Consider the following 25,791-nt stretch of genomic DNA (forward strand, 5'->3'; position numbering starts at 1 on the left):
CAAAAGTCTGAGGAGGACCTCCTTCTTTTAACAGAGGAAATGGTTATTGGTTTTGACTAGAATAATAGAAAAGGAGGGGACCGATGGCGGCAGAGGAACACGAATTACGTACATTACAACTGATCTCAGAAACACTCAACCAGTCGAATGATTTGCGTCAGATGATGCAGACGGTTCTCGAAAAACTGCTATCTATAACAAAGCTGGAGTCAGGTTGGATGTTCCTTACAGATGAGCGGCCTCATTATACAATGGTTGCGGATTATCAACTACCTGAATCTTTAGCTTGGGAAAATAAGAAGCCGATGTGCAGTGGGTCGTGCTACTGTTTAAATAAATACTGGAACGACGAGCTGAAGGATCCGATCAATATTATCGAATGCAAGCGTCTGGATGATGCTGTTCGCTACTCCTGGGGAAGCACCAACGGCATCACCCACCATGCGACGATTCCCTTGGTTGCGGGAGAAGAAGCGTTCGGAGTATTGAATGTGGCATCTCCAGGGAAGACGCATTTTGATGAAGAAGAACTGATCCTGCTTCAATCTGTCGCCTACCAGATCGGTACAGCAATCAAGCGGACGAGGTTATTCGAGGCGCAGCAACAACGGGCGGATAATTTTGCCAAACTGAATGAAGTCATCCGTCTTATTTGGAAGGCACAGGACCATGCCACCCTCATTGCCGATACAATCAAAAAGATGGAGGACGTGTATTCTTGGCCATACATAGGATTCTTTTCTGCTAAAGGGAGTGACCTCGTCCTTCATTCTCAGACGGATGCGCTTAGAAATATCGAGCGTATCCATGTTGATCACGAATGTGAAGTGACCGAAGCGTTCAAGAAGCAAGAGACAATCCGAACGAAACAGAACCACTCAACGTTTCTAAATGGCGTTTCGTCTATCGTTCTCCCCTTAACCGTAAAAGAAGAACGCATTGGCTTGTTGTATGTCGGAAGTCGCCATCGGTCTCTATTCTCAGATTCGGATGTCGAAGTGTTGGAAGCGTTAGCCAGCCATTTATCTCTCGCATTTGAAAGTATTCATCTTCAAGAGAAGAGACAGGAAGTGCTGCTATATGAAGAGCGGAACCGCCTTGCCCGGGACCTTCATGATTCTGTCAATCAGAAATTATTTTCCTTGTCGTTGACAGCGAGGGGAGCGAAGGAAGTCATTCCAAAAGAGGATCAGGTGCTAAGAGAGCTCCTTACAGATATGCAGACGTTGTCACAAGACTCCATGAAAGAAATGAAGTCGCTCATTTGGCAACTTCGTCCCGTGGGTGTTGAGGACGGGTTGTTGTCGACGTTAACAACTTACGGGCGTCACCTGGGGATGGAGCTCAGCTTCGATGTTGAAGACATCCCTCACCTGGCTCATGCCACACAAGAAGCGTTATGGCGAATCAGTCAGGAATCACTGAATAATGTTCGCAAGCATGCAGAGACCAATCAAGCCTCAATCAGGTTGAAAGCGTTAGAGGGAGGCGCCGAGCTATCCATCGTCGATCGAGGCAAGGGGTTCCAGTCCGTGCCCCATAGCGGACGCGCCCTCGGGTTAACAAGTATGAAAGAGCGTGCCGAGCTATTGGGTGGTACCTTTCATGTGGAGAGTCAAATTGGTAGAGGAACAACTGTGACGGTTTTTGTTCCTTGGATGAAAAAAGGAGAACAATGATGGGAATTAAAGTATTGCTAGTCGATGATCACCTGGTCGTCCTACGCGGATTGCGTTTTTTTCTTAGTACTCAAGAAGACATTGAAATCATTGGAGAAGTGGAGAATGGAGAGGCAGCAATGAAGGCTGTGGAAGAACAGAAGCCCGACATTGTGCTGATGGATTTAATGATGCCTGTGATGGATGGTGTAGAGGCGACAAAACGTCTGAAGGAAAGTCATCCAGAGGTGAAAGTCGTCATTCTGAGTAGTTTCTCCGACCAGGATCATGTCATTCCGGCTCTTCAAGCTGGAGCGACGGGTTATCAGCTGAAGGATGTGGAGCCTGATGTACTCGTTGAAACGATTCGAAAAGCGGCTAAGGGAGAGAAGTACCTTCATCCGAAAGCCACTGATTTACTCATGTCAGAAATGACGAGCGATGTCTCGAAGGAGACGGCGCTCATTCATGACCTGACGAAACGAGAAAAAGAAGTACTCGAACAGATCACCTTAGGCAAAAGCAATAAGGAGATTTCGAATGATCTGTATATTACGGAAAAAACGGTCAAGACCCATGTGAGTCATATTTTAAGTAAATTGGAGGTACATGACCGGACGCAGGCCGCCATCTATGCGATGAAAAACCGTTTGTTTGAATCGTCTTAAAAAGTGAGAAATGTCCAGGCATGAACAGGTAATTACTGAATATAATAGAAGCAAGAGAGCTGGATGTGTCGAAAACTAAAAAAATGTAAGCACACTCCTTTACTTCGCTACCAAAACCATGTAATATATGAAACATAACAAAAATAATAACGGAAACTTCTTATCCAGAGAGGCGGAGGGACTGGCCCTTTGATGCCCGGCAACCATCGAATCAATCTAAGGATTGATAAGAACGGTGCCAATTCCTGTAGAATGTGAGAACATTCTAAGAGATGAGAGGATCGTACGGATATCTTTACGACCCCTTTTCTTATTGGATAAGAAAAGGGGTCTTTTGGTTGCATTGATGCACCGTAGAGGCTCTCGGTAGAAGTTGCGTTAAGGGAAAGGAAAGATGACAAATGGCAACAGCTATTTTTGGTGCAGGATGTTTCTGGGGAGTGGAAGCATTTTTTGAACGATTTGAAGGAGTTACAGCGACACGCGTAGGTTATACGGGAGGAAACGTTGAAAACCCAACATATGAGCAAGTGAAGACAGGGGAAACAGGCCATGCAGAAGCGATCCGCTTGGAATACGATCCGAGTGTGATTACGTATGCTGAACTGGTCAACATTTTCTTCGAGTCTCACGATCCGACCTCACGGAACAAGCAAGGAGTGGACGTGGGGCACCAGTATCGCTCTGCGATCTTTTACGCTGATGCAAGTCAGAAGTATATTGCAGAGGAGAAAGTGAAGGAGTGGGATGCAAAGGGCATCTTCAAGCGTCCGATCGTATCTGAAATCGTCGAGCTATCCACATTTTACGATGCAGAAGAATACCACCAGAAATACATTCATAAAAACGGTTCTGTCGCATGCGGAATCGGTTGATCTCATGAAAGAGCCTCCTAAACAGGAGGCTCTTTTTCAGGCTGTCTGCAGAAGTCAGTTGAACGGTTCTGTTAGATCGTATAAGAATACCGTGGGATGGAAAACGACTCGCTTTCCTGCGGGGGAGCTGGCAAGCCTCCTCGTTCGTTGACACTCTCTGTGGGGTCTCGCCTAGGTCCTTCTCCCGCGGGAGTCTCCCCGTTTTCCATCCCACTATGCGATAAATAGTAGAACAGAACCTCGCCAAGCAGTATGATGCGGGCATCCGTAGAGCTCCACATTGTAGTGGAATCTCTAGAGGTTCAGCCTTTCCGGAATGAGGTGGCGTGGAAACGGTGACACTCCCGCAGGATCCTGAGGCTTGGGTGAGATCCCGCAGGTCTCAGGAGCGGCCGAGGAAGCTCACCGCCTCCTGCTGAAAGGGAGTCGTTTCCACGCCACCGGCCCCTTCTCACCTTTGAAGGACCGAAAGTGGCTTTCTCAACACTCTGTCAAAGAGCCTCCTATTACAGGAGGCTCTTTTTGAATTTACAATATTTGTTGAAGCGACCTGTAAAAGAAGGAATTTGAAAGAACCGCATCGAAAGACAAAAGTATTAGAACGAAACCGGGAGGGATGGCTTTGATCCATATTGTCAACGGGGAAGAAGTGGGAAAACGATTGGACACGGCTGACCCTATCATCATTTGGAGGGAAATGTATGACTGGGGACCCTTGAATCATACGTGGGACACTGATGACTTCATCGGGAGGAGAGCCGCGTTTTTTGAAGAACGCATCGAACTGCCGTCTCCGTTATTTATTCAATCTAATAAGAAACAGTTAGCATCACTAAGAGCGATTCCCTATGAAGAAGAGGTTGTACTTTGGTTTGAGCACGACCTGTATGATCAGACCATGCTGATGTTTTTATTGAACGAATTGAAAGGCAAGGGTCATAACTTGTCGATGGTGACGCTTCATGCTTATCCAGGAATTGAACCGTTCTACGGCATGGGGCAGTTATCTAGTGAGCAATTAAACCGACTCATGGAGACGAGGCAGCCAGTGACAGAAGAACAAGAATCGGAAGCCGTTGAAGGGTGGCGGGCTTATACATCGAAGCACCCGTTTTCGTTAGAATCCTGGATTGAGAATGTAGACCATCCATTACCCTATCTTTGTAAGGCGATGAAAACGCATCTTGATTATCATCCTTCCAAAGAAAAAGGACTGCGTCGTGTGGAAGAGCTCACGTTATCGCTTTTGGAAAAGGAAGAAAAAACGTTCATCGATCTATTCGAAGCCGTTAAGAAAGAGCGGAGTGAGGACGGACTCTCAGACCTTCGTTTTGCGTACATGCTCAAGCAATTGCAACCACTGATTACGTTTGAAGGGGATCCACCTGATTATAAAAAGGTGGACGCAGATCCTGTTGTGTCGATCACAGAGCACGGCATTCGTGTGTTATCAGGAGAGTGGAACCGAATGGATGTAATCGGAATCGACGATTGGGTAGGAGGCGTGCGGTTGTTCAAGCGTCCTACCTTAGCAAAGGGGAATGCTAGTGTCCGTAAATGATGTATTGCTCGTTTTGATGTGTGTATTTATGTTTTTAGGAGCCCTTGATTATTACGTGTTGAACCATCGTTTTTCTTTGGGGTGGCGTTTTTATGAAGCGTTCATGATGATGGGGCCTCTCGCCTTGTCGATGGTCGGCATTATTTCGCTTGCTCCCGTGCTATCCCGTTTGCTTTCCCCACTCGTTGTCCCCGTTTATGAGTGGTTCGGGGCAGATCCTGCGATGTTCGCCTCAACTCTTCTAGCTATTGATATGGGTGCCTATCCGCTTGCTCAGTCCTTGGCATTGACAGAGGAAGCGGCGATTTTCTCATGGGCATTTTTAGGGACGATGATGGGCCCGACCCTTGTATTTACCATACCTGTAGCGTTAACGGTCATTCAGAAAAAGGATCAGCCCTATTTTGCGAAAGGGATATTAATGGGGCTCATGACGATTCCTGTAGGATGTTTAACCGGTGGATGGCTTGCAGGGTATGAACTGCTGTGGATGCTTAGGAATTTGCTCCCTACTTTATTGCTCTCTGTCGTCATCGGCGTAGGACTTTGGCTTTTTACAGAGGCCACAATCAGGCTTTTCGCTTCCTTCGGTAAGTTCGTTGAGCTTGTCATCATTACAGGGTTAGTTGCGATCATCATCGAAACGTTGACGGGCTGGACGGTGATCCCTGGTATGGCGCCGATTTCTGAAGGGATACAGATAGTAGGTCAAATTACAATCACGCTCGCAGGAGCCTATCCACTCGTTGCTTTTATTAACCAAAAAGCTGAAAGAAGGTTGGTGTCCGTAGCTAATCACTTTGGAGTGAATGCAACATCCATGACGGGTTTGCTTGCATCCATGGCTCATCATTTACCGATGCTTGCTACGATGAAAGATATGGACGAACGTGGAAAAGTGATGAACGCAGCCTTTGCCGTAAGTGGTGCCTTCGTGGTAGGTAGTCACTTCGCTTTTGTTGCAGGGGTTGAACGATCGATGATTCTCCCTGTCATGATCGGAAAGTTGACTGCAGGGATACTTGCCGTTACCCTCGTGTTCTTCTTTCACAGGCCTTCACGTGAGCAGAATTCTATAACAGAGTGAAACGATTGGTTATAATGGCTTGTGAATAGATGAAGAAAAGGAGTGGAGACAATGAAAACCGAATTGAGAGAGAAATATAATCAGTACATTGCAAAGTTCAAAGAAGCAACCCCTGACGATATTCAACAAAAGATGAAGAGCGCGATTGAAGAATTGGAACAATCAGAAGATGGAAAAGGTCTATCGGTCGGTGATCAAGCTCCGAACTTCACATTACCTGACGCCAAGGGTGGGACTGTTGAGTTATATGAACAGCTCAAACAAGGCCCTGTCGTTCTGTCCTTTTATCGAGGCGGTTGGTGCCCTTACTGCAATATGGAGCTCCGCCAGTATCAACAAATTTTGGATGATATTCATGAAGCCGGTGGCGAACTCGTTGCCATCAGTCCGGAAGACCCAGATCACTCACTATCGACAACAGAAAAGAATGACTTGCAGTTCCATGTGTTGAGTGACGTGGGGAATAATGTTGCCAATGAATACAACCTGGTATATCCGCTGCCGGATTACTTAGTGGATGTGTATAAAGAAAAGGGCTTACGCGTTGATGAACACAACGGTGACGAAACGTGGACATTGCCTGTGTCAGCTACATTCATTGTTGATACAGATGGAAAGGTAGCCTATGAATATACGAAGGAAGATTATAAAGATCGTGCCGAGCCTTCGGAAGTACTTGATTATCTGAAAACACTATAATTCGAATAAAGCTCAGAGCATACACAGCTCTGAGCTATTTTTAGGTGCTTGAAGCCGACAATTACTTATTCGTCTTCTTCATGAGTAAACGTATCTAGAAAACGAACTAAGAAGGAAAGATCTGATGGAATGATGAAAATACAAAATAGCTGAGCAATACAATAATAAAGAGTACGATTTGTATCGCGAGGCCGATGCTGCTACATACTTTCCCGGCCACCGCATAGGTTCTACCCTCTTCGCCAGTCAGTTCGATTTCTTTTAATCCGCGACGGGCATATAGGATTCCCATAATCCCGAGCACAATGCCGACGAGGGGAATGAAAATGGACATGATTCCTGTAATGAACGATGTCATCGCCTTGTTGTTCAATGGGGAGTCCTCCTTACCTTACAGTCTTTATGATCATACCTAACGAATTCTAGTATAAAGATACCTTTATTCCCCTATACGTTTTATAATGGGAAAAGGATTCATTTTTTAAGAAAGAAGGTTTCATAGTTGAAGAAATATGTAGCATTAATCGGATTAAGCCTGATTTGGGGCTTATCATTCGTGTTTATTAAATACTTAGTGGAACCTGCTGGAGTATGGGGGACGGTATTTCTTCGCTGCTTTGCCGGGGCGCTCGTATTGCTTCCGTTTCTCTGGTCAAAGCGTACGCAAGTAACAAAAGATTTACCGTGGAAAGCCTTTCTGATCGTCGGTGTTTTCAATGCCGGCATTCCATGGGGGCTGATTGCACTCAGTGAAACACAGATCAACAGCAGTACCGCTGCTGTACTCAACGCTCTTACTCCGATTTGTACCGCCCTGATCGGGGTTCTCTTCTTTTCCGTCGTGCTCAAGAAACAACAGTGGATGGGAGTTTGGCTTGGGTTCGTCGGTGTGTTGATCATTATGGACTTTGAAGTGACGTCTCTGTTCGGGGATAGTCTCATCGGAGTGGGAACGATGATTGTTGCGACGGTTTGTTACGGTTTTTCTTCTCAGTATACGAAAAAACATTTGCAGAACGTTGGCATTCTGATTGTTGCATCAGCCACCTTGCTCATAGGAGCCGTTGTAGGACTCGTCGGCATGTCATTTACTGGTCAAGGGCTACCTGTAGCTCTTATTCTGGATCCCTATTCCGTAATTGCCATTGTTGGTCTCGGGTGTCTCGGTTCAGGTATTGCTCATTTGTTGTTTTTCTACATGGTCAAAGAAGCCAGCGCGGAGTTTGCGACGTCCGTTACGTATTTGATTCCTCTTACAGCCATGATTTGGGGCGCTACGCTTCTCGGAGAGCCGATTTCAAGGAACCTGATTTTAGGATTAGTCTGTATTTTTGTCGGCGTCTATTTGGCCACACGTAAAAAAAAAGCCTTCTCGCAGCTGAGAAAGGCACATCAGGCATGACTATTTGGTGTACCGGTTGGCATAACTGCTGGCGACGATGGAATCTGGCTTTATTTTTGGTTCCATGCCGAGCGATTCGATTCTGGCGACCATTTCATTTACATAGACGCGTGTCCGGTTCCGCTCTCCGGAACCGATGTCGATATGCCCTTCCATTGTAAAGGTCGCCCCTTTGTAAATGTGAGGAAGGACAATATCGATGAGCTGATGTTTGTGTTGTTCGGTAAACAGCGAGGCAACTTGTTCGGTCAAGGATGTTTCGTAGGAAATCCGCTCATGCAAGGTCGTCATTTGTCTATCGACGACTTCTTTTCTGAAACACGCCCATGCTCCTTTCCCTACACGTTGAATCACGACACCCGTAATGAACAATGTGTGACGTGGGTGTACTTGGGAATCGGTTCCGAGCATTAATTTGTACTCGCCTTTCGGTTCGTTCTTCATGAAAGCCACAATATGAGAAAAGACTTGCGTAAAGTCCATGTTTTTGTAGGAGAGGTTCTGGAATTCATAAGGCCTCATCGTATTCTCACTCCTTAAGGATCCGCTCTATTTTTTTCTGAGCCAGCCGTAAGCCATGATAAACAACAGGATGATCACGAAAGCAGCGGTGATAAATCGGATCAATTCATTCTCTTGGTAGGCGAAAATCGCGCCATATCCCCACACAAAGACGAGAGGGAAGAGGTAGTCCTTTTGTAGAAAAAAGAAAGCGATCGCGATCAGTCCACCAACCGTCAGTAAAAGGATGGACCAGCCGAGCTCTTCTATTCCGAATAGTTCTTCAATGCCGTTCGCTTTTAACACAGTGAAGGCTGCCACAATCGTCGCAATGGATGTCCACCCAAGATAGATGGAAAAGGGAGCGCGATAGGTCCTGGGTGAACCTACCCGTCTGAGGTTCGTATAAACGACACAGAGTGTAAGTAAAGAGAGTGAGATGAATAGAATGGATGGCGTCGTTCCTAAAATGACAGATGTTCCAGAAAGAATCATACTGATCGGAAACCATAAGCCGATTTGTTTGATGATGTCGTTCAACGTCTCATCTGCAAAGAAGGATTTCATGATGAATAGGAAAAGCAGAAGGTAAATAAGTCCCCAAATTGAAAAGGCGAAAGGAGCCGGCATGACATAAACGGAATCTGCATTTTGGCGATAGAAATCACCAGCTAAGAACAAGGAAGCTACTAATAAATATAGGTAGCTTGCTAAGTTGAAAAGCTTCAGACCAAGGAATCTCATGTTGTTCACTCTCCGTCTCTATGATGTTTTTATTTTTCCCTTTGAGTTGTCCTTCTATGCAAAAGGGCAACTGGTGAGCTAGTACATTTTATGTGAGAGTTTGAGATTCATGCCTTAAGATGAAGGTGATTGATCGACTAGGTGCTTAGCGTAGTTGATGATATCTGTTGCGAAGATTATGTACGACTTAAAAACCGTCTCTCTTGTCAGGGGATGTTCAACCATATGGTTTGATTGGTTTTTAAGCCGATGTAGGGGTTTAGAATATAAAAATAGCAATGAGTATGATGGTCACAGCGAAGAATATAGAATAAATCGTCGTTAGCAACGGAATGCTTGATCCTTTATTTTTGGACATCAAGTTCTCAGTGTCTTCTTTTGTTGAGGACGCTTCGTTTTTCGACTGGTTTCGAGCAATTGAAATCGTACTAATAAGGGCGATCAGGCTGACGGCAATGATGATTCCATAATATACGGGATACATAACAATCCCCTCCAGTTCATATGCTTGACTTATTTCGGTCATTAACCGATCGATAGTTGAAGTAAACGTTTAGGTGAACATTGTCATTTGATTGTACCATAAAGGAGGAAACACAATGAGTCGTAAAGCTTGTTGGATCTGCATTCTACTCATATTTGTCATGGGGTGTACGGCCTCCCCGACACTTTCCTCTGTCGAGGAAGCGAAAAGAGAGAGTACAGGGGAAGACGTCACGTTAGAAGGGTATATTGTCGGCGTTCCAACCCAAGTGAATCATGTAGAACGACAAACGTTTTCGAGTAACTATGCCTTAGCTTTGGCGGATGATCCAGAGGAAACTGATGTCGAGGCGATGATTTTCGTTCAGTTGGATTCAGAATATCGTCATCAGTTCGGGTTAGAATCGAATCCTGATCGTGTAGGGGATTTGATTGTAGCCACTGGGGTCAAACAGGAGTATTTTAGTCATGATGGAATAAAACAGGTCTCTCAATTGAAGGTGAAGCAGACAGAGGATGAGAAGGAACAAGAGCAAGCTTTAGAACCCCCCAATTATTATGAAGGTCTTCAAGAGGTAGAAGGGAAAGAACTGAAATCAAAAATCAATGATATCATCGATGCCCATAACGAATTGTCCTATGATGATGTATGGGAAGCTTTAATAGAGTTGGATGGTAATCCTGCTGAACCTGATGAAGTCCTTCTGTTGTATTCTGGTCGGTCTATGGCCAATAATGCCAACGGTGGTGGCGTGGATGAATGGAATAGAGAACACGTATGGCCTCAGTCTCATGGCGATTTTGGAACAAGTATGGGACCAGGTACAGACTTGCATCATTTGAAGCCGACAGACACGACGATTAATTCCTCAAGAGGAAATCTTGATTTTGATAACGGAGGCGAAGCGCACGATGAAGCGGAGGGGACATACTCTGATTCAGATTCGTGGGAACCTCGTGATGAGGTGAAAGGGGATGTAGCACGCATGGTCTTCTACATGGCTGTGCGTTATGAAGGGGAGAGGGAAGGAGAGCCTGATCTTGAACTAGTCGATCGGGTGGAGACAGACGGTCCAGTGTTAGGAAAACTTTCGACATTGAAGGAGTGGCATGAGGCAGATCCTGTCGATGACTTTGAAAGAGAGCGGAACGAATTGATTTATTCTACTTATCAAGGTAACCGGAACCCGTTTATTGATCATCCGGAGTTTGTGGAGCGAATCTGGTAGACTAAGTCAGGTGATTTATTAAATAGAATGAAAAACGCCCTCCATCCTAAACATTCTAAGATGGAAGGCGTTTTTCATTTGTTGTCAAAGCTAAAACGTATAAGCAAATAGAGTAATTAAAACAACTAAAGCAAGGGCGAACACAGAATAAATACCGATGAGTAACGGGACACTTGAGCCTTTACGATTTTCGACCATTAACTCCTTGAAGTCTTCTTTCGCAGAGGAGGCACTTTGCAGTTTCGTCTGATTCATCGCAATTGCGACCGTACCGATAAGAGCAAACAAGCTGACAACAACAATGATGGCATAATAAATATTTACCACTCTTTGTTCCTCCTATGTTGGGTCTTTACTAGTACGTAGCCGGTCCTTCCGTTTGTAAAACAGAAAAATAAGAAAAGAATCGAATCCTGTCGGAAGGATTCGATTCTTTAGAGGTTACATACTTTCGGCAACCGCATTCTCTTGATTGTCTTCTTGATCTTTCGGACGGGCTCGTTTAATGAATAGAGAAACGATGAACCCGATAGCTGTTATGGCAAAAGCGATGAAATAAACAAGTTCCACCCCTTCAACAACGGCCTGTGAAATGGCACCTGGAGCGTCTGGATTGGCAACGCCATTCAAGTATGATTGTTGACGGCTTGTGAGAATGCTGATGAAAACCGCAACACCTACAGCACCAGCGACAGGTTGCAGCGTATTCATGATGGCTGTACCGTGTGGGTACAACTTTTTCGGTAACTGGTTAAGCCCATTCGTTTGCGCCGGCATCATGATGGCAGAGATCGACAGCATGATGCACATGTAGCTCACCACGATCTGCCATACAGGTGTATTGGCACTAGCTTGACTCAACGTAAACATCGTTGTCGTCAATATAGCAGAAGCTGGGATGATCATGACACGTGGACCGAATTTATCAAACAGTTTTCCCATGACTGGTGATAAGAGTCCATTCAATAGCGCCCCTGGTAATAATATGAGTCCGGCTTGTTCCGGTGTCAAAGCCAGTGGCCCTTGCATGAACATAGGCAAGATGATCTCAGATGAGAACATGGCGATCATCAAAATAATAAATAAGACGACAGCAATCGAATACATCGGGAATTTGAACACGCGTACGTCAAGTAATGGTTCTTCTAAACGTAATTGACGGATCGTGAAGAACACCAATGATAGAACGCCAGCAATGATCAGAGTGAGTACTTGCGGAGCTAAGAAGCTTGACTCTCCCTCACCAGCTAAACTGAATCCGAGGACGATGCCACCAAAGCCGATGGTTGAAAGAGCGATGGACAGTACATCGACTTTCGGTTTGGTCACTTCGCCTACGTTCGCTAAGTACTTCCACCCAAATGCAATGGAAAAGAGTGCAAACGGAATGACGGTGATGAACAAGTATCTCCAGCCTAGGTTTTCGACAATCACGCCTGATAACGTCGGTCCGATTGCAGGAGCAAACATGATGACGAGACCGACCATTCCCATGACACCACCTCGACGTTCAGGTGGGAAGATCAGTAGGAAGGTGTTGAATATAATCGGAATCAACAGTCCTGTTCCAACGGCTTGCAGCAGACGGCCTGTCAGCAAGACACCGAAATTCGGAGCAACGGCACAAATCACTGTCCCGATAGTAAAGACCGTCATGGTTCCAATGAACATCTGACGGGTCGTGAAGCTTTGAAGCATCAAGGCAGAAATAGGAATTAAGATTCCCATTACGAGCATAAACCCTGTTACCATCCATTGAACGACAGGAGCAGGGATGTCAAAGACACCCATCAATGTCGTTAAGGCAATATTTAATAAGGTTTCATTCAATATGGCAAAAAATGCACCGATAATGAGTGAAAACATAATCGGCTTGACCTTGAAATTCGGGTCATCCGCTAAGAATTCATAGTGAGTTTCCTTCATGATCATTCTCCTCTTCGCTAAACATTCGCAAGTATATAGTATATAGGAAGAAACACGGAAGAGATAGTGAAAAGTCTTTGCTTTTCATGGTTATATCCTGAAAGTTATGAAGGATAAATGGCTAGATTCTGAGTGGTGTACGATTTCGGACATCCACACGAGCTATTCGGACAAGTACTTCAGTATTTCGGACAATCTCGGTTAATTCGGACAAGAGAAATGCTTTATCGGACATTTGCTCGGCCTATTCGGACAGAGTACAGACTTTTTTACGGATACCCACCACACCCTAGTCTTTCTAACATATAGGACCAAAGCTCCTTAGCCTCGAGTCATCAAGCCATCTTGGGTACAAGTTTTAACTATGATAGCTTACATTTCCTCAGGCACTTCTATACCTAATAGCTCAAGCCCTTCCTTTAAAATCAAGCTGATGACATAGATCAACGTCAACCGCTCATTCGCTTGCTCACTACCTATGATTTTCGTATGTGCATAATAATGATTGAAAGCTTTGGAAAGGTCCAATACATACTTCGCAACTTTAGAAGGATCATAACTGCGAAATGCATCCTCGACGACTTGCGGGAAGCTTCCTATTCGTTTTACCACGCCCCAAGCCTGTTCATCCTTTAACGTGGCACTCGCCTTTTCAGGATCGAAACTTCCTTTTTCAAGAAGGGAGCGGGCGCGTACATAGCTGTATTGAACATATGGACCGGTGTGTCCTTCGAAAGAAAGCATATCTTCTAATGAGAATTCTATATCCTTGGCGCGGTCTTGTTTCAAGTCGTGAAAAATGATGGCGCCGACGCCGACTTGTCTCGCTACTTTCTCACGGTCAGCGAGGTTCGGATTCTTCTCTTCAATATTCTCAAGAGCGCGGTTCATCGCCTCTTGGAGTACTTGTTCTAACAGTACCGTCTTACCTTGACGAGTGGACATTTTCTTTCCGTCTTTCAGAATCATCCCGAAAGGAACATGGTGCATATCAGAAGCCCATGATAACTTCAGTTTTTCCAATACATGCTTCACTTGCTGGAAGTGTAGGGTTTGCTCATGTCCGACTACGTATAAAGATTCTTCGAATTCATAAGACTCAAAACGATCAATCGCGGCAGCTAGGTCACGGGTGGCATAGGTCGTCGTTCCATCACTCTTTCGGATTAAACAAGGTGGGAGGTCTTCATCATCTAACCGCACAACTTGTGCACCCTGTGAATGTTCAAGTAACCCTTTTTGATCGAGAAGGTCAACAACGGCATCCATCTTATCATTATAAAACGCTTCTCCACGTGTCAGATCGAAGCTAGTGCCAAGCAATTCATAGATGCGGTTGAATTCTACTAAGGAAACATCTTTGAACCAACGCCATAGGGTTGTTACTTCTTCGTCTTGATTCTCCAATTTCTTAAAGTATGCGCGCCCTTGATCGATGAGCGATGGATCAGACTGAGAAGCTTCATGGAACCGAACGTAGATTTTGGTCAGTTCTGTCAGCGGATCCTTCTTGATAGCCTCCGGGTCACTCCAGAGGTAATAGGCTGCGACGAGTTTGCCGAACTGGGTACCATAATCACCGATGTAGTTGATCTTGACCGTTTCATATCCACACTTCTCGGCTAAATTGCTGACAGCTTGCCCGATTATGGTGGAACGAAGGTGTCCCATCGAAAAGGGTTTGGCGATATTCGGTGAAGACATGTCTAGTACGATCGTTTTTCCATCACCGAAATGATGGCTACCGTAATCCTCACTCTCGCTCAATACTTGCTTCAACGTATGTTCAGCGAAGAAAGTTTGATCAAGAAAAACATTCACATACCCGCCGAGCGGTTCTACTCGTTTCACTTGTGGATGGTCCAATCGACTTGCCAGCTCCTCGGCTATTGATTGAGGGCTTTTGCGGAAGTCTTTCGCTAAGGAAAAACAGGGAAAAGCTAAGTCACCTAGCTGGTCTTTCTTCGGAATTTCGATTTGTTCATACACCCATTCTCGGGAATAGGATTCTCCGAGAATATGAGCTAATTGTAGGGATAATATGTGCTTGTCCATCTAAACACCCTTTCATAGAAAATAAAAAACCTCGTCTCCAAAAAGAGACGAGGTTGAACTCGCGGTACCACTCTTATAGCTATGACAGCCACTCTACGTTGATAACGGGGAAACAGCCCCGACCCTCCATACTGTACTTCAAGAGGGCTTCTCCAAAGTCCGTTTCACGGATTGAATGATCATCAGGCTCCCACCGTTCCTGACTCGCTGAAGATTCCAATCCGTTACTCTCTTTTTCCACGAATTTCTAATGTATTGAAGAAATTATAGCGAATCGATGGATGAATTGCAATAGCTCGTTGCATGATAAAACAAAAGGAGTGACCAGCCATGGATTGGATATGGAAAGCTATACTCATTATTCTTGTCGGGACCTTCATATTACGTATAGCTGGAAGAAAGTCGATTTCACAGATGACGTTATCTCAAACAGTCATCATGATTGCTATAGGGTCATTACTCATTCAGCCGGTATCTGGAAAGAACATTTGGGTGACTTTCGGTGTCGGGGCTGTGCTCGTCTTCACACTATTCATTATGGAATGGCTACAGGTGAAAGTTGATTTTATGGAAAAGTTCTTAACAGGTCGATCTGTCGCGATTATTGTGAATGGAGTTCTACAAGAAAAACAAATGAAGAAAGTCCGTTTCACCGTCGATCAACTAGAAATGAAATTACGACAACAAAATGTGACGTCTTTCAGTGATATCGAATCAGCCACGCTCGAGCCGAACGGTCAAGTAGGGATTGAATTGAAAGAGAAGAAGAAACCGGCGACGAAACAAGATATCGAACAGTTGAGGGATGAATTACTTTCATTGAAAGCCGTACTGAAAAATGCACCTGAGCAAGGAAATATTTTTAAAGAAATCTCCAACGAAGATCAAGCTAAACTGTATGATGAGAAACTGAAATAAGCACCTGAGGAGATTTTTTATAGACATTATTGGTACAATATCTGTAGAGGTGAGAAACATGAATGCATTACATTCTATAGAGGATATCAACACCTTTATTGAGAACGAAACACTTTCGCTCGTGTATATTTCCCAGCCGAACTGCTCGATTTGCCATGCCCTTTTGCCACAAGTAGAAGAGTTACTGAGGGAGTACCCCCGCATTTCTTCTAGGCATGTCGACGCCGAAGAAGTTCCTGAGGTCGCTGGCAGGTTCTCTGTCATGACGGTTCCAGCCGTCTTGGTTTTTGCCGAGGGGAAAGAAATGTTCCGGAAGGCCCGATTCGTTCCGATGGGGGAACTGAACCAACAATTAGCGAAATTGAATCATTTTTTAAATGAGTAACACCAAAAACCTGTTGAGATCCCTCAACAGTTTTTTTTTGCTGTATAGCTTGCCACAATAAGTTTTCAGAACATTCCCTTTATTTCAGGAATTGGCTTTAATCCGTTTTTTCTTAAAAATTCGATCCTCAAATACTATCCTGAGACGTGATTATTTGCGATGAGAAGCGCTGAAATAGAAATATCTCTCCATGAAACCGTTTACACTCACTAATTGGCTCATATAGGCATGACATGCGGAAAACCCCTTGAATAAGATTTTTCCAGTGTTATGATGAAACACGTCTTGCAAAGAGCGAACAAAAAAAGCGAACAAAAAAATCCGAATGGGAGAGATTAACCCACATGATCAATAAAAAGATTGCTTTTCTAGGTGCAGGCTCAATGGCAGAAGCGATGATTTCAGGCATGGCCGAGTCCGGCAACATTGCAAAAGAGAACATCATCGTGACCAACAGAAGTAATCAAGATCGCTTAAACCTTATTCATGAAAAATACGGTGTACGTACAGTATTGAAAGATGATCTCGATTTTTCCGAGGTTGATCATTTCATCCTCGCAATGAAACCGAAAGATATCGATACGGTACTTGCCGATATCAAAGATCGAATTCATTCTAATCAAGTCGTCGTATCTGTGTTAGCTGGTATTTCAACCGGTTATATGGAGGATCGCTTGAATATAAATCAACAGGTCATCCGCGTGATGCCGAACACATCAAGCATGTTGAGAGAATCAGCAACCGCGATGTCTCCAGGACAATATACGGATATGGACCAAGTATTGGTTGCAAAAGAACTATTGCGTTCTATCGGTGAAGTATTCGTCATCGAAGAAGATAAGATGGATGTCTTTACTGGCATCGCCGGAAGCGGACCAGCATACTTCTACTACTTGATGGAACACATCGAAAAAACAGGCCGCGCTGAAGGGATGGATAGCGAAACACTTCGAGAGATCGGTGCTCAGACCTTACTAGGCGCAGCGAAAATGATGCTCGAACGTGATGAAAGTCCGACAGAATTGCGCGAAAATGTAACATCTCCAAATGGAACGACAGCTGCTGGTCTTGACGCATTAGACCAAAGTGGTGGAGGAGAAGCGATTTCCGCAGCCATCAAAGGTGCAGCCAGCCGTTCTAAAGAATTGAGTAAAGAAATCGAGGGTCTCCTCGTCGGAAGTAAATAAATAAATCGAACGTAGCAAATAAGCCTAATCAGGAGTGATATGTTGACAACAGATAAAAAAAGGGTAGTTATTAAAATAGGGAGTAGTTCCCTAACAAGCTTACACGGGGAAATCAGTCGCCGTAAATTGGAAAAATTAGTTGATGAAGTCGTCCAACTGAAAGACGACGGCCACGAAGTTCTACTTGTATCCTCAGGAGCTGTCGCGGCAGGTTACCGTAAGCTCGGTTGCCTGGAACGCCCAAGCTCTCTTCCAGAAAAACAAGCCGCCGCATCCATCGGCCAAGGGTTATTGATGGAATCCTATTCCGATTTATTCCTATCTCATGGCTATATGGGGTCGCAAATCTTAATTACACGCAGTGATTTCTCCGATGAAGATCGTTATAACAATGCACGAAATACGATCAACGTATTGCTCGAGCGCGGAATCATTCCAATTGTGAACGAAAATGATACCATCACGATCGATCGACTGAAGTTCGGTGACAATGACACCTTGTCTGCTAAAGTAGCAGGTCTCGTCGACGCCGACCAATTAATCATCTTGTCCGATATCGATGGACTGTACGATGATGATCCAAGAAAAAATGAAAATGCCCAGCTTCTTCAGAATGTCCACGAAATCACCCCAGAAATCGAAGCTGTCGCAGGTGAACCAGGAAGTGACGTCGGTACAGGCGGAATGAAATCCAAAATCGACGCCTTCAAAATCACAATGGCATCCGGTATTTCTTCCTTCTTAGGAAAAGCCGGTAATGACAACATCGTCTATGATGCGGTTTACCACAATGCAAAAGGCACGTACTTCGAAGCTACAGAAGATACAGAAAATCTCGACCAGAAGAAACAGTGGATCGCCTTTAATTCAGGACCAGAAGGTGACGTCATCATCGATCACCGTGCAAAAGAATCCATTGTTGAAATGAAGAAGAGCTTGCTTCCTATGAACGTCCACCACGTAAACGGACGTTTTAAAAAAGGTGCGGTTGTCCGTATCCACGACTTGCACGGCGAAGAAATCGGCCTTGGAGTTGTTAACTACTCTTCTGATGAAATGAAAGAAATGATCGGCTTAACTGAACCAGAATTAGAATCATATGAAAAGGCAGCCATAGAACGTGAAGACTTTGTATGTCACTTAGAAGTTGCCCTGCCCGTAGGTGTTTAAAATAATCAAGGAGGTCTTTGATGACACTAACAAAAAGTAATGTGAACGTTGAAGCACAGGCGATTGAAGCGAAGAAAGCATCCAAACAGTTGATGGTCCTTTCCAAAGAAGAACGTAACGAAGCGCTTCTACACCTAGCTGATGTTCTTGAACGTGATTATGAAACCATTTTAGAAGCCAATGAGAAAGATTTGGAGAACGGTCGTAAGAAAGACTTTACAGAAGCCTTCATGGATCGTCTGTCCTTATCAAAAGAACGGATTGCGGATTTCGCTCAAGGATTGCGTGACGTAGCGAAGCTAGAAGATCCGACTGGTCAGGTATTGTCTGACTGGACGCTTGAGAACGGTCTTCAAGTAGAAAAAGTGACGGTGCCACTCGGTGTCATCGGTATGATTTATGAAGCCCGCCCGAACGTAACCGTTGATGCGACAGGTCTTGCTCTGAAATCAGGAAATGCAATCATACTGAAAGGCGGATCGAATGCCATCAACTCTAACCAAGCCATTGTTGAAGTGATGCATAAAGGTCTAGAAGAGACGAAGATTCCGAAAGAAGCGGTGCAATTCATCGCATCGACAGACCGCGAAGCGACGAACCAGCTATTCACGATGAAAGAACATGTGGATGTGTTGATTCCACGTGGTGGTGGCAAGCTGATTCAAGCGGTTGTAGAAAATGCAACGGTTCCTGTTCTTGAAACAGGTGTGGGAAACTGCCACATTTATGTTGATAAAGCGGCGGATGTAGAAAAAGCGATCAACATCCTTGTGAACGCGAAAACAGATCGCCCGGCGGTATGTAACGCAGCGGAGACGCTGATTGTCCACAAAGAATGGTTAGCTGAAAATAGCACGGCACTTATCACGGCACTGAAAGAAAACGATATTCAAGTGCACGGTGATGATCATGTCTTAGAAGTCATCCCGAATGCCGTCCCTGCTGGCGAAGAAGACTGGGCGAACGAATACTTGAGCACAGATATTGCTGTAAAAGCGGTCGACGATCTGACGGATGCCATTGCCCATATCGAAACGTATGGCACGAAACACTCAGAAGCTATCGTTACCGAAGACGAAAAAGCAGCGAAAACATTCCTTGCGCTCGTTGATGCAGCGGCTCTATATCACAATGCATCGACACGTTTCACAGACGGTGGGGCGCTAGGTTTCGGAGCAGAGATCGGTATTTCCACACAAAAACTTCATGCACGTGGCCCAATGGGGCTTCCTGCACTAACGACAGTGAAGTTCTTGATGAAAGGTACAGGTCAAATCCGATAAATGAAAATAATGATGATGATGAAGGGAAACTCCTCGGAGTTTCCCTTTTTTAGTTTAAGAATGTTTATTCTAAAATAACGTTGTCGAATTCTTAAGTAGCGTTGTCGAATTCTTAAATAACGCTTCCTAATTCTGAAATATCTCTGTCGAATACTTAAATATCCATATTTATATAATATCTTCGGTTTTTTGTATTGCCAAAGTTGAAACGGCAATTCTCTGTTAATAGTTTTCTAGCTATATATTCGCTATCAATGAAAGCAATCTGTCTGAATGTTGCATTCGTAATTTCTGGACCCAACAAAAGGGCGTAATCCATCAAGAGTTTCTTATGAGCATCATCTGATTTCCTTCCACATTCACAATGCCAGTGATCTCTCCGGCGCTTCATACCCGATTTAGAACAAGCTGGGCACTCCACTCCCCATTGGAGATCATTCAGCATAATTCCATACTTTTTCATAACGGATCCATTGTAAGGTGAGTTCTCATTAGCGACTATTCTTATAAACGTGTCCCGGTCATCATCCGTCCATGCAGGGCTGTCGTTAGGATTTTTGAGTGATTGTAACAAGTGGGGAAAACGTCTAGCCCGCATGATTCTCTTTTTGTACGAAAGCGAATCATGGCCTCGGGTTTCAATCAACGTTTGAGGATTTGAAATGACGACGAAAAATTGTATAGGTATGAGGGGAAATCCTCGTTCGGACAGCCACCTCGAAAGTTGCACGGTGTGGTGCTCGACCTGTATAAAAGGATCAGGAAAAATGTCTTCACGACCATCCAGTTCTCGAATAAGTTGCTGGTGATTAAAGTCAAATATGATTTTCCCTTTATAGTTTTTGACTTCTACAATCGTTAAAGTCCCGTCAATCAAAAGAAGAAAATCCATCTGGAAGTGTTGGATGCCGTCAAATAGCCGGAGGTCTTGAAAGGAGTGAGCATGGGGAGGGAGGTACTGGAGGTAACGATCTACTGTGCTTTCACCGACATATCCAGCAGTTCTCCTTAAGAAATCCTGCTTAATGAGTGAATAAGAAGGAGAAGCGGGGTCGAGTCTTTCTATGCAAACTTCTAATTGCAGAAGTTCATCTGTCTTCATACGATGCAAAACATCACACTCCTAAATTGAATAATTTTCCTATTCATTCTATCATATTTTCTATGATGAGAATGGGAAAGTTGTTGGTTTACCCATCAACCTCAGTCAATTCAAGAGCGTGACCAAACAAATAAACCCCTCACAATAGAGGGGTTATTTGTTGTATATCGGATCTAATGAAAAAGCGGTCGCTAATGTGTTTGTAATCGAGACTTTACCGAAATCGATGCCTAATTGTGTGGCCATTTGAGCGATTTCAGGTCTGATTCCGGATAAAGTACTCGTCACCCCAATTAAATCGAGTCCTTTAAGAAGGTGGAAGATTTGTTGGGCGACCATTGTATCTACTAAGTAAACACCGGATAAATCAATGAACAAGTGGTCAATTGACTTTTCGGTGCAGCCTTGCAATGTATTATCCAGGATAGCCGCAGCTCGATCTGAGTTGATGTCTCCAACAAGCGGTAGAAGAGCTCGACCATCTGACAATTGAATGAGTGGAGAGCTGAGTTCGTTGATCATATCTTTTTGTTTTTCAATTCGATCACTCAGGGAGTTGGATTTCTCCTCAACAACACCCATGAGAACATAATCGATAGCATCTATGATTTCTTTTTTCCACTTGTCAATTTCTACTCGTGAAGGTTTTGCCTGTAATGATTGGATGTACTCTTCTATGAAAGCTAAGTACTGGTCCCGTACTCTCAGGAATTCACGCATAATGTCATGAGTCGGTGTTTCAAGGTGTTGAGGATCACTACCGATTTTATAGATCCAATCCTTAAAGGAATCTAGAAATTCTTTTTGATCTAAGGTAAATACATTACTTAAATGTTGGTGGAATTCAAAGTTTTGGGCTTTTAAGTTCTTAATGACATTCGGGTCTTTGGACGCATAGACACCCGTGCCGGACTTATCTAAGGTTTCGTACCATTCTTCTGTTAGTTGCTCTGCTTTGTTTAACAAAAAGGTTCGCAGCTCTTCATTTTTCAACATTTGGAAAACTCCTCTCAAGCTCCTTGTTTACCCGTCTTACTCAGTACTAAACATCTTTTTTAAGGAAATCGTGTCGACTAATGAAAAAGGGGGTATATCATAAGGGGGTGATAAATGTGAAACAACTACTTTTACAACAGTTAGCTGCCATTTACGATCAAGATCGACTCTTTGTTTGCTTTACTACGGCTATCAATGGTCTCGATGATTACGAAGCGCACTACAGAGTGGACGTGGGTCAAGCGAATACGATTGCTGAAATCATCCATCATCTCAATTTTTATAACGCTCGATTCTTAAGCCGTTTTTGTGGGGAAGAAGTAGAAGAGTTACCTAGTTATTATAATACGTTCACATTTGATAGGAAAGTAGATTGGAGAAAAATCGAGGAACAATCACACAACACGTTTCGACAATTCAGGAAGGTGATTCTAATAAGCAGCGATGAGAAGTTGGAAAAATGGTCTGACACACTAGGCCTCCTATGGCTCCACAATGGCTACCACATTGGCCAAATTGTCCAAATCAGGAAAGAGTTCGGTTCGTGGAGTAAGTCTCCCATTGTGAAAGGATAGAAGAAAGGAGAGAAATGTGAAGAAATACTTGAGTGTTCTCTGCGCATGCATTGTTGTCGTTCTTTTCACTCTGTATATCGGAAATGATGAGGGTGAGGGATATGAAGCCATGACACGTGAAAAAATATTGAATAGTAGAATGATGGTGGGAGATGAAGAGGTTCGTCTCATTCCTTCTATTGCTTGCCTTAAAGAAAGATCTTGTGATTTATCGGGCCACTTCAGAATCGATCAAACGGAAGCAAAAGAATTAGGTGTCCCGACGATTGATGTGGATCGAGGAGAGGAAATACGGTTCACATTTGATACAAAATCACCTGAACATTTCACGTTTTCTAGGATGGACCTTCTTACAATAGAAGGAGGGAACATAGAAAATGACTCCGTTAAAATTCTGGGACAACGAGGCCATACAGTCTATTATACGTTTCGAGCCAATTGGGGAGGTTCACAAGGTTTACAGACATTCGTTTCTTTTCCTGTTTTCTTTCACATAAAATAAAGCTAGCGGAACATTCCGCTAGCTTTATTTGTGTTTTTTAGTGGCTTGATGAGGAAGAAGAAGAGGAAGATTCTTCTTGACCGCCAGTAGCGTTGCTGAAAGGTCGTGGTGTAATCGTATCTAGACAAGTGATTCCGCAGAAGCAATTGACGTCAACCGTCGTGCAGATCCCTGTTGATTCGAAATATTCTACGTGGTCTAGTACATCGCATACGCTCTTATCGCATTTTTTCTTCCAAGAGTAGTGAGAATACTGTGGAACTGGTTTTAGCAATTCCAATTTCACACAGTGATCATCAACAAACTTCACGGCACGGAAGACTGGTGTTTCGATACAGAAGTAACCAGGCCCCGTTTTCTTTCTCAATCCACTAGCGAAGAACGGTTTGCAATCTTTGCAGTAAAGAGTGAATGGTACCGTTGTATCACCATTTCCGTTTGCCCCAGCTGGGGATAGCAAGTCACGGATTGAGCGCTCACAACTCGTGCTGCAGCCGTGATCACGATCAGCCACCTCGTTTTGAGCACGGATGATCTCTTTCAGAACATCTTTGACGCATCTACTTCCTTTTCCTTTAGAATGACAGGAACTCATATTTTTCCATCTCCTTTATTATTTGGTCATTCCATATCATTCTATGGAAATAGGAGGAGGATGCCTGTATATCTGTCTATGTTATGGAAAATAGGTAATAGACACAAGTTTGTCATCCTTATACATTCGCCGATACATCAACTACTCGTTGTACATAGAATAGATTACCTATAGCTATAGCGTTATAGATTCATGGCTTACCACACCATGGCGTTTTCCCTATCGGATCTGTCCGGACAAAGAAAATAAAGCTGCCCTTAGTAGGAGGGCAGCTTTATTTTTGTTATGCAAAACTATGGGGATTGAGTTCGGTATTCGGACTGGCGTACAGAGAATTGGGACAGGTACCTCAATAATTGAGACATTTGATTGAGGAATCCAGACATTTACTCGTAATTCGGACAATTGAACTAAGGATTCGGACAAGTGCGCGAACAAACCGGACACTTGAGCATCGCACCCTATTGCTCAGCTACAACCATACTTCACTTCTCGTTATCTTTATTCTCGGAGCGCTTACTTTTTCTATTAAACGCTTTATCTTTGATATTCCTGAATGCTTTCGAAGAGTGATCGGCCGTTTTATCGATGGTTTCGCTTCCTTTGTCAGAAACCTTCTTAATGATGTTACCTGACGAATCAATCGTTTTTCCGATCAGACCTCCTTCACCCGATATCGACTTCAAGATTTTCCCCGAGGTATCTACCGTGTTGTGGACGACATTATTGGCCTCTTTGGATACGCCTTTAACCAGTCCCTCGTTCTTCTTAGAGGATTCGTTGTTGCTGTTGTCTTTCGTCAAGATTGATCTCCTCCTTAAATTGTTTCTACTCTCCATCCTTATGAGTGAACTGGATAATTATGAATTATGAATAATCGTTCATTTATATTGAATTTTCTGAAATATAGGTATAAAATGGGAGACACATACTAACCGGTTGGTATGTTGTGCCGGTAATAGAGGGGGAAGACAGTGAATTTTGATACGAGTGAGAAAGTGAAACGCTACGAGCAGAAGCTGCGGGACTTTATGGATGAGTATGTGTATCCGAATGAGTCGGTCTATGAAGAGCAGCTGAATCAACAAGAAACAAGATGGTCCGATACCCCTGCGATCATGAATGAAATGAAAAACAAGGCAAAAGAAGAGGGGCTATGGAATTTATTCTTACCTGATGAAACGAATGGAGCCGGTCTGACAAACATCGAGTATGCACCGTTATGCGAAATTATGGGGCGATCGATCATTGGTCCGGAAGTGTTCAATTGTAATGCGCCCGATACAGGGAACATGGAGGTACTCGCGAGATACGGAACAGATGGTCAGAAGGAAGAGTGGTTGGAGCCGTTGCTGAACGGGGATATCCGGTCGTGCTTTTCTATGACGGAACCGGATGTTGCCTCCTCTGACGCTACGAATATTGAAGCAAGGATTGAAAAAGAGGGCAATGAATATATCATCAATGGACGAAAATGGTGGTCTTCAGGAGCTGGAGATCCGCGTTGTAAAATTGCGATTTTCATGGGGAAGACAGATCCAGAGGCACCGAGGCATGAACAGCAGTCGATGATTCTCGTACCTCTAGATACTCCTGGCGTACATATTCGTCGTATGCTTCCTGTGTTCGGGTATGATCATGCTCCGCACGGTCACGCAGAAATCGATTTTGATAATGTTCGTGTACCCGCTGACAACATCATTTGGGGAGAAGGTAAAGGCTTCGCCATCGCGCAAGGTCGACTTGGACCTGGAAGAATCCATCATTGTATGCGTTTGATCGGAGCTGCTGAGCGTGCGCTTGAAGATTTATGTAAGCGCGTACAAGAGCGGGAAGCGTTCCATCGTCCGTTAGCGGATCAAGGTGTGATTCGAGAGTGGATTGCGGATTCACGGATCGAAATCGAACAGGCACGACTACTGACTCTTAAAGCTGCTCATATGATGGACACCGTAGGAAATAAACAAGCCAAAACGGAAATTGCGATGATCAAAGTCGTCGCACCGAGTATGGCCTTAAAGGTGATTGATCGTGCCATCCAAGCTCATGGAGCTGCAGGGGTCAGCGATGATTTCACGCTTGCAGCACAATGGGCGAACAGCCGGACATTAAGGCTGGCAGATGGACCAGATGAAGTGCATCGACGACAAGTGGCTAAATTGGAACTTTCAAAATATAAGGAGTGAGCTC

Annotated in this window: 27 protein-coding genes, 1 riboswitch and 1 other annotated feature; of the genes, 16 read left to right on the forward strand and 11 right to left on the reverse strand. The window is 44.2% G+C overall.

Annotated features, from left to right (window positions below; translation table 11 throughout):
- The first annotated feature begins 83 nt into the window (after positions 1-83).
- The 6 genes from H0266_RS15870 to H0266_RS15895 all read left to right on the forward strand — a co-directional run bounded on the left by H0266_RS15870 (position 84) and on the right by H0266_RS15895 (position 6,548).
- Entirely contained in the window at positions 84-1,679 is a 1,596-nt protein-coding gene (locus tag H0266_RS15870) for a GAF domain-containing sensor histidine kinase (protein WP_181473400.1), read from the forward strand.
- Positions 1,679-2,326 carry a response regulator gene (locus tag H0266_RS15875; protein ID WP_220127295.1) on the forward strand — a complete coding sequence of 216 codons (648 nt, stop codon included), beginning with the start codon at positions 1,679-1,681 and terminating at the stop codon, positions 2,324-2,326. The genes H0266_RS15870 and H0266_RS15875 overlap by 1 nt, the downstream gene beginning before the upstream one ends.
- 157 nt (positions 2,327-2,483) lie before the next feature.
- Positions 2,484-2,605: riboswitch (SAM riboswitch) on the forward strand.
- Positions 2,606-2,727: 122 nt separating this feature from the next.
- Positions 2,728-3,201, forward strand: coding sequence for a peptide-methionine (S)-S-oxide reductase MsrA (gene msrA, locus H0266_RS15880; RefSeq protein ID WP_181473401.1), 474 nt, complete (start codon positions 2,728-2,730; stop codon positions 3,199-3,201).
- 622 nt (positions 3,202-3,823) lie between these two features.
- Positions 3,824-4,762 carry a DUF1835 domain-containing protein gene (locus H0266_RS15885; protein ID WP_181473402.1) on the forward strand — a complete coding sequence of 313 codons (939 nt, stop codon included), beginning with the start codon at positions 3,824-3,826 and terminating at the stop codon, positions 4,760-4,762.
- Positions 4,763-4,790: 28 nt separating this feature from the next.
- Complete coding sequence (gene eutH / locus H0266_RS15890) at positions 4,791-5,849, forward strand: ethanolamine utilization protein EutH (RefSeq protein ID WP_246364073.1); 1,059 nt, start codon at positions 4,791-4,793, stop codon at positions 5,847-5,849.
- Positions 5,850-5,900: 51 nt separating this feature from the next.
- The gene (locus H0266_RS15895; RefSeq protein ID WP_181473403.1) at positions 5,901-6,548 is read left to right on the forward strand and encodes a peroxiredoxin-like family protein; all 648 of its coding nucleotides are present in this window, start codon (positions 5,901-5,903) and stop codon (positions 6,546-6,548) included.
- A gap of 106 nt (positions 6,549-6,654) precedes the next feature.
- On the opposite strand, the gene H0266_RS15900 is transcribed toward H0266_RS15895, so the two are convergent.
- Positions 6,655-6,921 (reverse strand): DUF4190 domain-containing protein, encoded by a 267-nt coding sequence (locus H0266_RS15900; RefSeq protein ID WP_181473404.1) that lies wholly within the window; start codon positions 6,919-6,921, stop codon positions 6,655-6,657.
- A 129-nt stretch (positions 6,922-7,050) separates the two neighbouring features.
- On the opposite strand from H0266_RS15900, the gene H0266_RS15905 reads away from it, so the two are divergent.
- Complete coding sequence (locus tag H0266_RS15905; RefSeq protein WP_181473405.1) at positions 7,051-7,950, forward strand: DMT family transporter; 900 nt, start codon at positions 7,051-7,053, stop codon at positions 7,948-7,950.
- Here the strand turns inward: H0266_RS15905 and H0266_RS15910 are convergent, their stop codons facing one another.
- From H0266_RS15910 to H0266_RS15920, 3 genes are all read right to left on the reverse strand, one after another.
- Positions 7,951-8,472: a ribonuclease H-like YkuK family protein gene (locus tag H0266_RS15910; protein ID WP_181473406.1), complete on the reverse strand. Its 522-nt coding sequence runs from the start codon at positions 8,470-8,472 to the stop codon at positions 7,951-7,953.
- A gap of 27 nt (positions 8,473-8,499) precedes the next feature.
- Complete coding sequence (locus H0266_RS15915; protein WP_181473407.1) at positions 8,500-9,204, reverse strand: tryptophan-rich sensory protein; 705 nt, start codon at positions 9,202-9,204, stop codon at positions 8,500-8,502.
- 250 nt (positions 9,205-9,454) lie between these two features.
- Entirely contained in the window at positions 9,455-9,679 is a 225-nt protein-coding gene (locus H0266_RS15920; RefSeq protein ID WP_181473408.1) for a hypothetical protein, read from the reverse strand.
- A gap of 115 nt (positions 9,680-9,794) precedes the next feature.
- Between H0266_RS15920 and H0266_RS15925 the strand changes: the two genes are divergently transcribed.
- Positions 9,795-10,907 carry an endonuclease gene (locus tag H0266_RS15925; protein WP_181473409.1) on the forward strand — a complete coding sequence of 371 codons (1,113 nt, stop codon included), beginning with the start codon at positions 9,795-9,797 and terminating at the stop codon, positions 10,905-10,907.
- Between the two features lie 90 nt (positions 10,908-10,997).
- Here the strand turns inward: H0266_RS15925 and H0266_RS15930 are convergent, their stop codons facing one another.
- The 3 genes from H0266_RS15930 to argS all read right to left on the reverse strand — a co-directional run bounded on the left by H0266_RS15930 (position 10,998) and on the right by argS (position 14,888).
- Positions 10,998-11,234 carry a hypothetical protein gene (locus H0266_RS15930; protein ID WP_181473410.1) on the reverse strand — a complete coding sequence of 79 codons (237 nt, stop codon included), beginning with the start codon at positions 11,232-11,234 and terminating at the stop codon, positions 10,998-11,000.
- Positions 11,235-11,348: 114 nt separating this feature from the next.
- The gene (locus tag H0266_RS15935; RefSeq protein WP_181473411.1) at positions 11,349-12,833 is read right to left on the reverse strand and encodes an MDR family MFS transporter; all 1,485 of its coding nucleotides are present in this window, start codon (positions 12,831-12,833) and stop codon (positions 11,349-11,351) included.
- A gap of 372 nt (positions 12,834-13,205) precedes the next feature.
- A complete protein-coding gene (gene argS, locus H0266_RS15940) occupies positions 13,206-14,888 on the reverse strand; it encodes an arginine--tRNA ligase (protein WP_181473412.1) in 1,683 nt (560 codons plus the stop codon).
- Between the two features lie 40 nt (positions 14,889-14,928).
- Positions 14,929-15,137, reverse strand: a binding site (T-box leader).
- An 81-nt stretch (positions 15,138-15,218) separates the two neighbouring features.
- Between argS and H0266_RS15945 the strand changes: the two genes are divergently transcribed.
- The 5 genes from H0266_RS15945 to H0266_RS15965 all read left to right on the forward strand — a co-directional run bounded on the left by H0266_RS15945 (position 15,219) and on the right by H0266_RS15965 (position 19,831).
- Positions 15,219-15,806, forward strand: a complete 588-nt coding sequence (locus H0266_RS15945; RefSeq protein WP_181473413.1) for a DUF421 domain-containing protein — start codon at positions 15,219-15,221, stop codon at positions 15,804-15,806.
- 58 nt (positions 15,807-15,864) lie between these two features.
- Positions 15,865-16,191 carry a thioredoxin family protein gene (locus H0266_RS15950; protein ID WP_181473414.1) on the forward strand — a complete coding sequence of 109 codons (327 nt, stop codon included), beginning with the start codon at positions 15,865-15,867 and terminating at the stop codon, positions 16,189-16,191.
- Between the two features lie 344 nt (positions 16,192-16,535).
- The gene (gene proC, locus H0266_RS15955; RefSeq protein WP_181473415.1) at positions 16,536-17,378 is read left to right on the forward strand and encodes a pyrroline-5-carboxylate reductase; all 843 of its coding nucleotides are present in this window, start codon (positions 16,536-16,538) and stop codon (positions 17,376-17,378) included.
- A gap of 42 nt (positions 17,379-17,420) precedes the next feature.
- Entirely contained in the window at positions 17,421-18,548 is a 1,128-nt protein-coding gene (gene proB, locus H0266_RS15960) for a glutamate 5-kinase (protein WP_246364076.1), read from the forward strand.
- A 20-nt stretch (positions 18,549-18,568) separates the two neighbouring features.
- A complete protein-coding gene (locus tag H0266_RS15965) occupies positions 18,569-19,831 on the forward strand; it encodes a glutamate-5-semialdehyde dehydrogenase (RefSeq protein WP_181473417.1) in 1,263 nt (420 codons plus the stop codon).
- A gap of 154 nt (positions 19,832-19,985) precedes the next feature.
- Here the strand turns inward: H0266_RS15965 and H0266_RS15970 are convergent, their stop codons facing one another.
- Both H0266_RS15970 and H0266_RS15975 read right to left on the reverse strand, forming a co-directional pair.
- The gene (locus H0266_RS15970) at positions 19,986-20,933 is read right to left on the reverse strand and encodes a nuclease-related domain-containing protein (protein ID WP_246364151.1); all 948 of its coding nucleotides are present in this window, start codon (positions 20,931-20,933) and stop codon (positions 19,986-19,988) included.
- Between the two features lie 153 nt (positions 20,934-21,086).
- The gene (locus H0266_RS15975; protein WP_181473419.1) at positions 21,087-21,929 is read right to left on the reverse strand and encodes an STAS domain-containing protein; all 843 of its coding nucleotides are present in this window, start codon (positions 21,927-21,929) and stop codon (positions 21,087-21,089) included.
- Between the two features lie 116 nt (positions 21,930-22,045).
- Between H0266_RS15975 and H0266_RS15980 the strand changes: the two genes are divergently transcribed.
- A complete protein-coding gene (locus tag H0266_RS15980) occupies positions 22,046-22,504 on the forward strand; it encodes a hypothetical protein (RefSeq protein ID WP_343063313.1) in 459 nt (152 codons plus the stop codon).
- Between the two features lie 16 nt (positions 22,505-22,520).
- Positions 22,521-23,006, forward strand: a complete 486-nt coding sequence (locus H0266_RS15985; protein ID WP_181473420.1) for a hypothetical protein — start codon at positions 22,521-22,523, stop codon at positions 23,004-23,006.
- Between the two features lie 37 nt (positions 23,007-23,043).
- Here H0266_RS15985 and H0266_RS15990 read toward each other — a convergent pair whose 3' ends face one another.
- Positions 23,044-23,601 (reverse strand): CotY/CotZ family spore coat protein, encoded by a 558-nt coding sequence (locus tag H0266_RS15990; protein ID WP_181473421.1) that lies wholly within the window; start codon positions 23,599-23,601, stop codon positions 23,044-23,046.
- Positions 23,602-24,086: 485 nt separating this feature from the next.
- Positions 24,087-24,404, reverse strand: coding sequence for a hypothetical protein (locus H0266_RS15995; protein ID WP_220127298.1), 318 nt, complete (start codon positions 24,402-24,404; stop codon positions 24,087-24,089).
- Positions 24,405-24,632: 228 nt separating this feature from the next.
- Here H0266_RS15995 and H0266_RS16000 point away from each other — a divergent pair, with 228 nt between their 5' ends.
- On the forward strand, positions 24,633-25,787 hold the full coding sequence (locus tag H0266_RS16000; RefSeq protein WP_220127318.1) for an acyl-CoA dehydrogenase family protein: 1,155 nt from the start codon (positions 24,633-24,635) through the stop codon (positions 25,785-25,787).
- Positions 25,788-25,791 lie beyond the last annotated feature (4 nt).

Source organism: Halobacillus locisalis (genome assembly GCF_013694105.1).
GTDB classification, from domain to species: Bacteria; Bacillota; Bacilli; order Bacillales; family Halobacillaceae; genus Halobacillus; species Halobacillus locisalis.

Bases quoted from the DNA above. Each gene is read 5' to 3' on its own strand.
- H0266_RS15920 (WP_181473408.1), bottom strand. From the start codon at position 9,679: ATGTATCCCGTATATTATGGAATCATCATTGCCGTCAGCCTGATCGCC.
- H0266_RS15970 (WP_246364151.1), bottom strand. From the start codon at position 20,933: ATGAAGACAGATGAACTTCTGCAATTAGAAGTTTGCATAGAAAGACTC.
- H0266_RS15910 (WP_181473406.1), bottom strand. From the start codon at position 8,472: ATGAGGCCTTATGAATTCCAGAACCTCTCCTACAAAAACATGGACTTT.
- H0266_RS15870 (WP_181473400.1), top strand. From the start codon at position 84: ATGGCGGCAGAGGAACACGAATTACGTACATTACAACTGATCTCAGAA.
- eutH (WP_246364073.1), top strand. From the start codon at position 4,791: ATGTTTTTAGGAGCCCTTGATTATTACGTGTTGAACCATCGTTTTTCT.
- H0266_RS15925 (WP_181473409.1), top strand. From the start codon at position 9,795: ATGAGTCGTAAAGCTTGTTGGATCTGCATTCTACTCATATTTGTCATG.
- H0266_RS15950 (WP_181473414.1), top strand. From the start codon at position 15,865: ATGAATGCATTACATTCTATAGAGGATATCAACACCTTTATTGAGAAC.
- msrA (WP_181473401.1), top strand. From the start codon at position 2,728: ATGGCAACAGCTATTTTTGGTGCAGGATGTTTCTGGGGAGTGGAAGCA.
- H0266_RS15895 (WP_181473403.1), top strand. From the start codon at position 5,901: ATGAAAACCGAATTGAGAGAGAAATATAATCAGTACATTGCAAAGTTC.
- H0266_RS16000 (WP_220127318.1), top strand. From the start codon at position 24,633: ATGGATGAGTATGTGTATCCGAATGAGTCGGTCTATGAAGAGCAGCTG.
- H0266_RS15875 (WP_220127295.1), top strand. From the start codon at position 1,679: ATGGGAATTAAAGTATTGCTAGTCGATGATCACCTGGTCGTCCTACGC.
- H0266_RS15935 (WP_181473411.1), bottom strand. From the start codon at position 12,833: ATGAAGGAAACTCACTATGAATTCTTAGCGGATGACCCGAATTTCAAG.
- H0266_RS15990 (WP_181473421.1), bottom strand. From the start codon at position 23,601: ATGAGTTCCTGTCATTCTAAAGGAAAAGGAAGTAGATGCGTCAAAGAT.
- proC (WP_181473415.1), top strand. From the start codon at position 16,536: ATGATCAATAAAAAGATTGCTTTTCTAGGTGCAGGCTCAATGGCAGAA.
- H0266_RS15975 (WP_181473419.1), bottom strand. From the start codon at position 21,929: ATGTTGAAAAATGAAGAGCTGCGAACCTTTTTGTTAAACAAAGCAGAG.
- H0266_RS15965 (WP_181473417.1), top strand. From the start codon at position 18,569: ATGACACTAACAAAAAGTAATGTGAACGTTGAAGCACAGGCGATTGAA.
- H0266_RS15945 (WP_181473413.1), top strand. From the start codon at position 15,219: ATGGATTGGATATGGAAAGCTATACTCATTATTCTTGTCGGGACCTTC.
- argS (WP_181473412.1), bottom strand. From the start codon at position 14,888: ATGGACAAGCACATATTATCCCTACAATTAGCTCATATTCTCGGAGAA.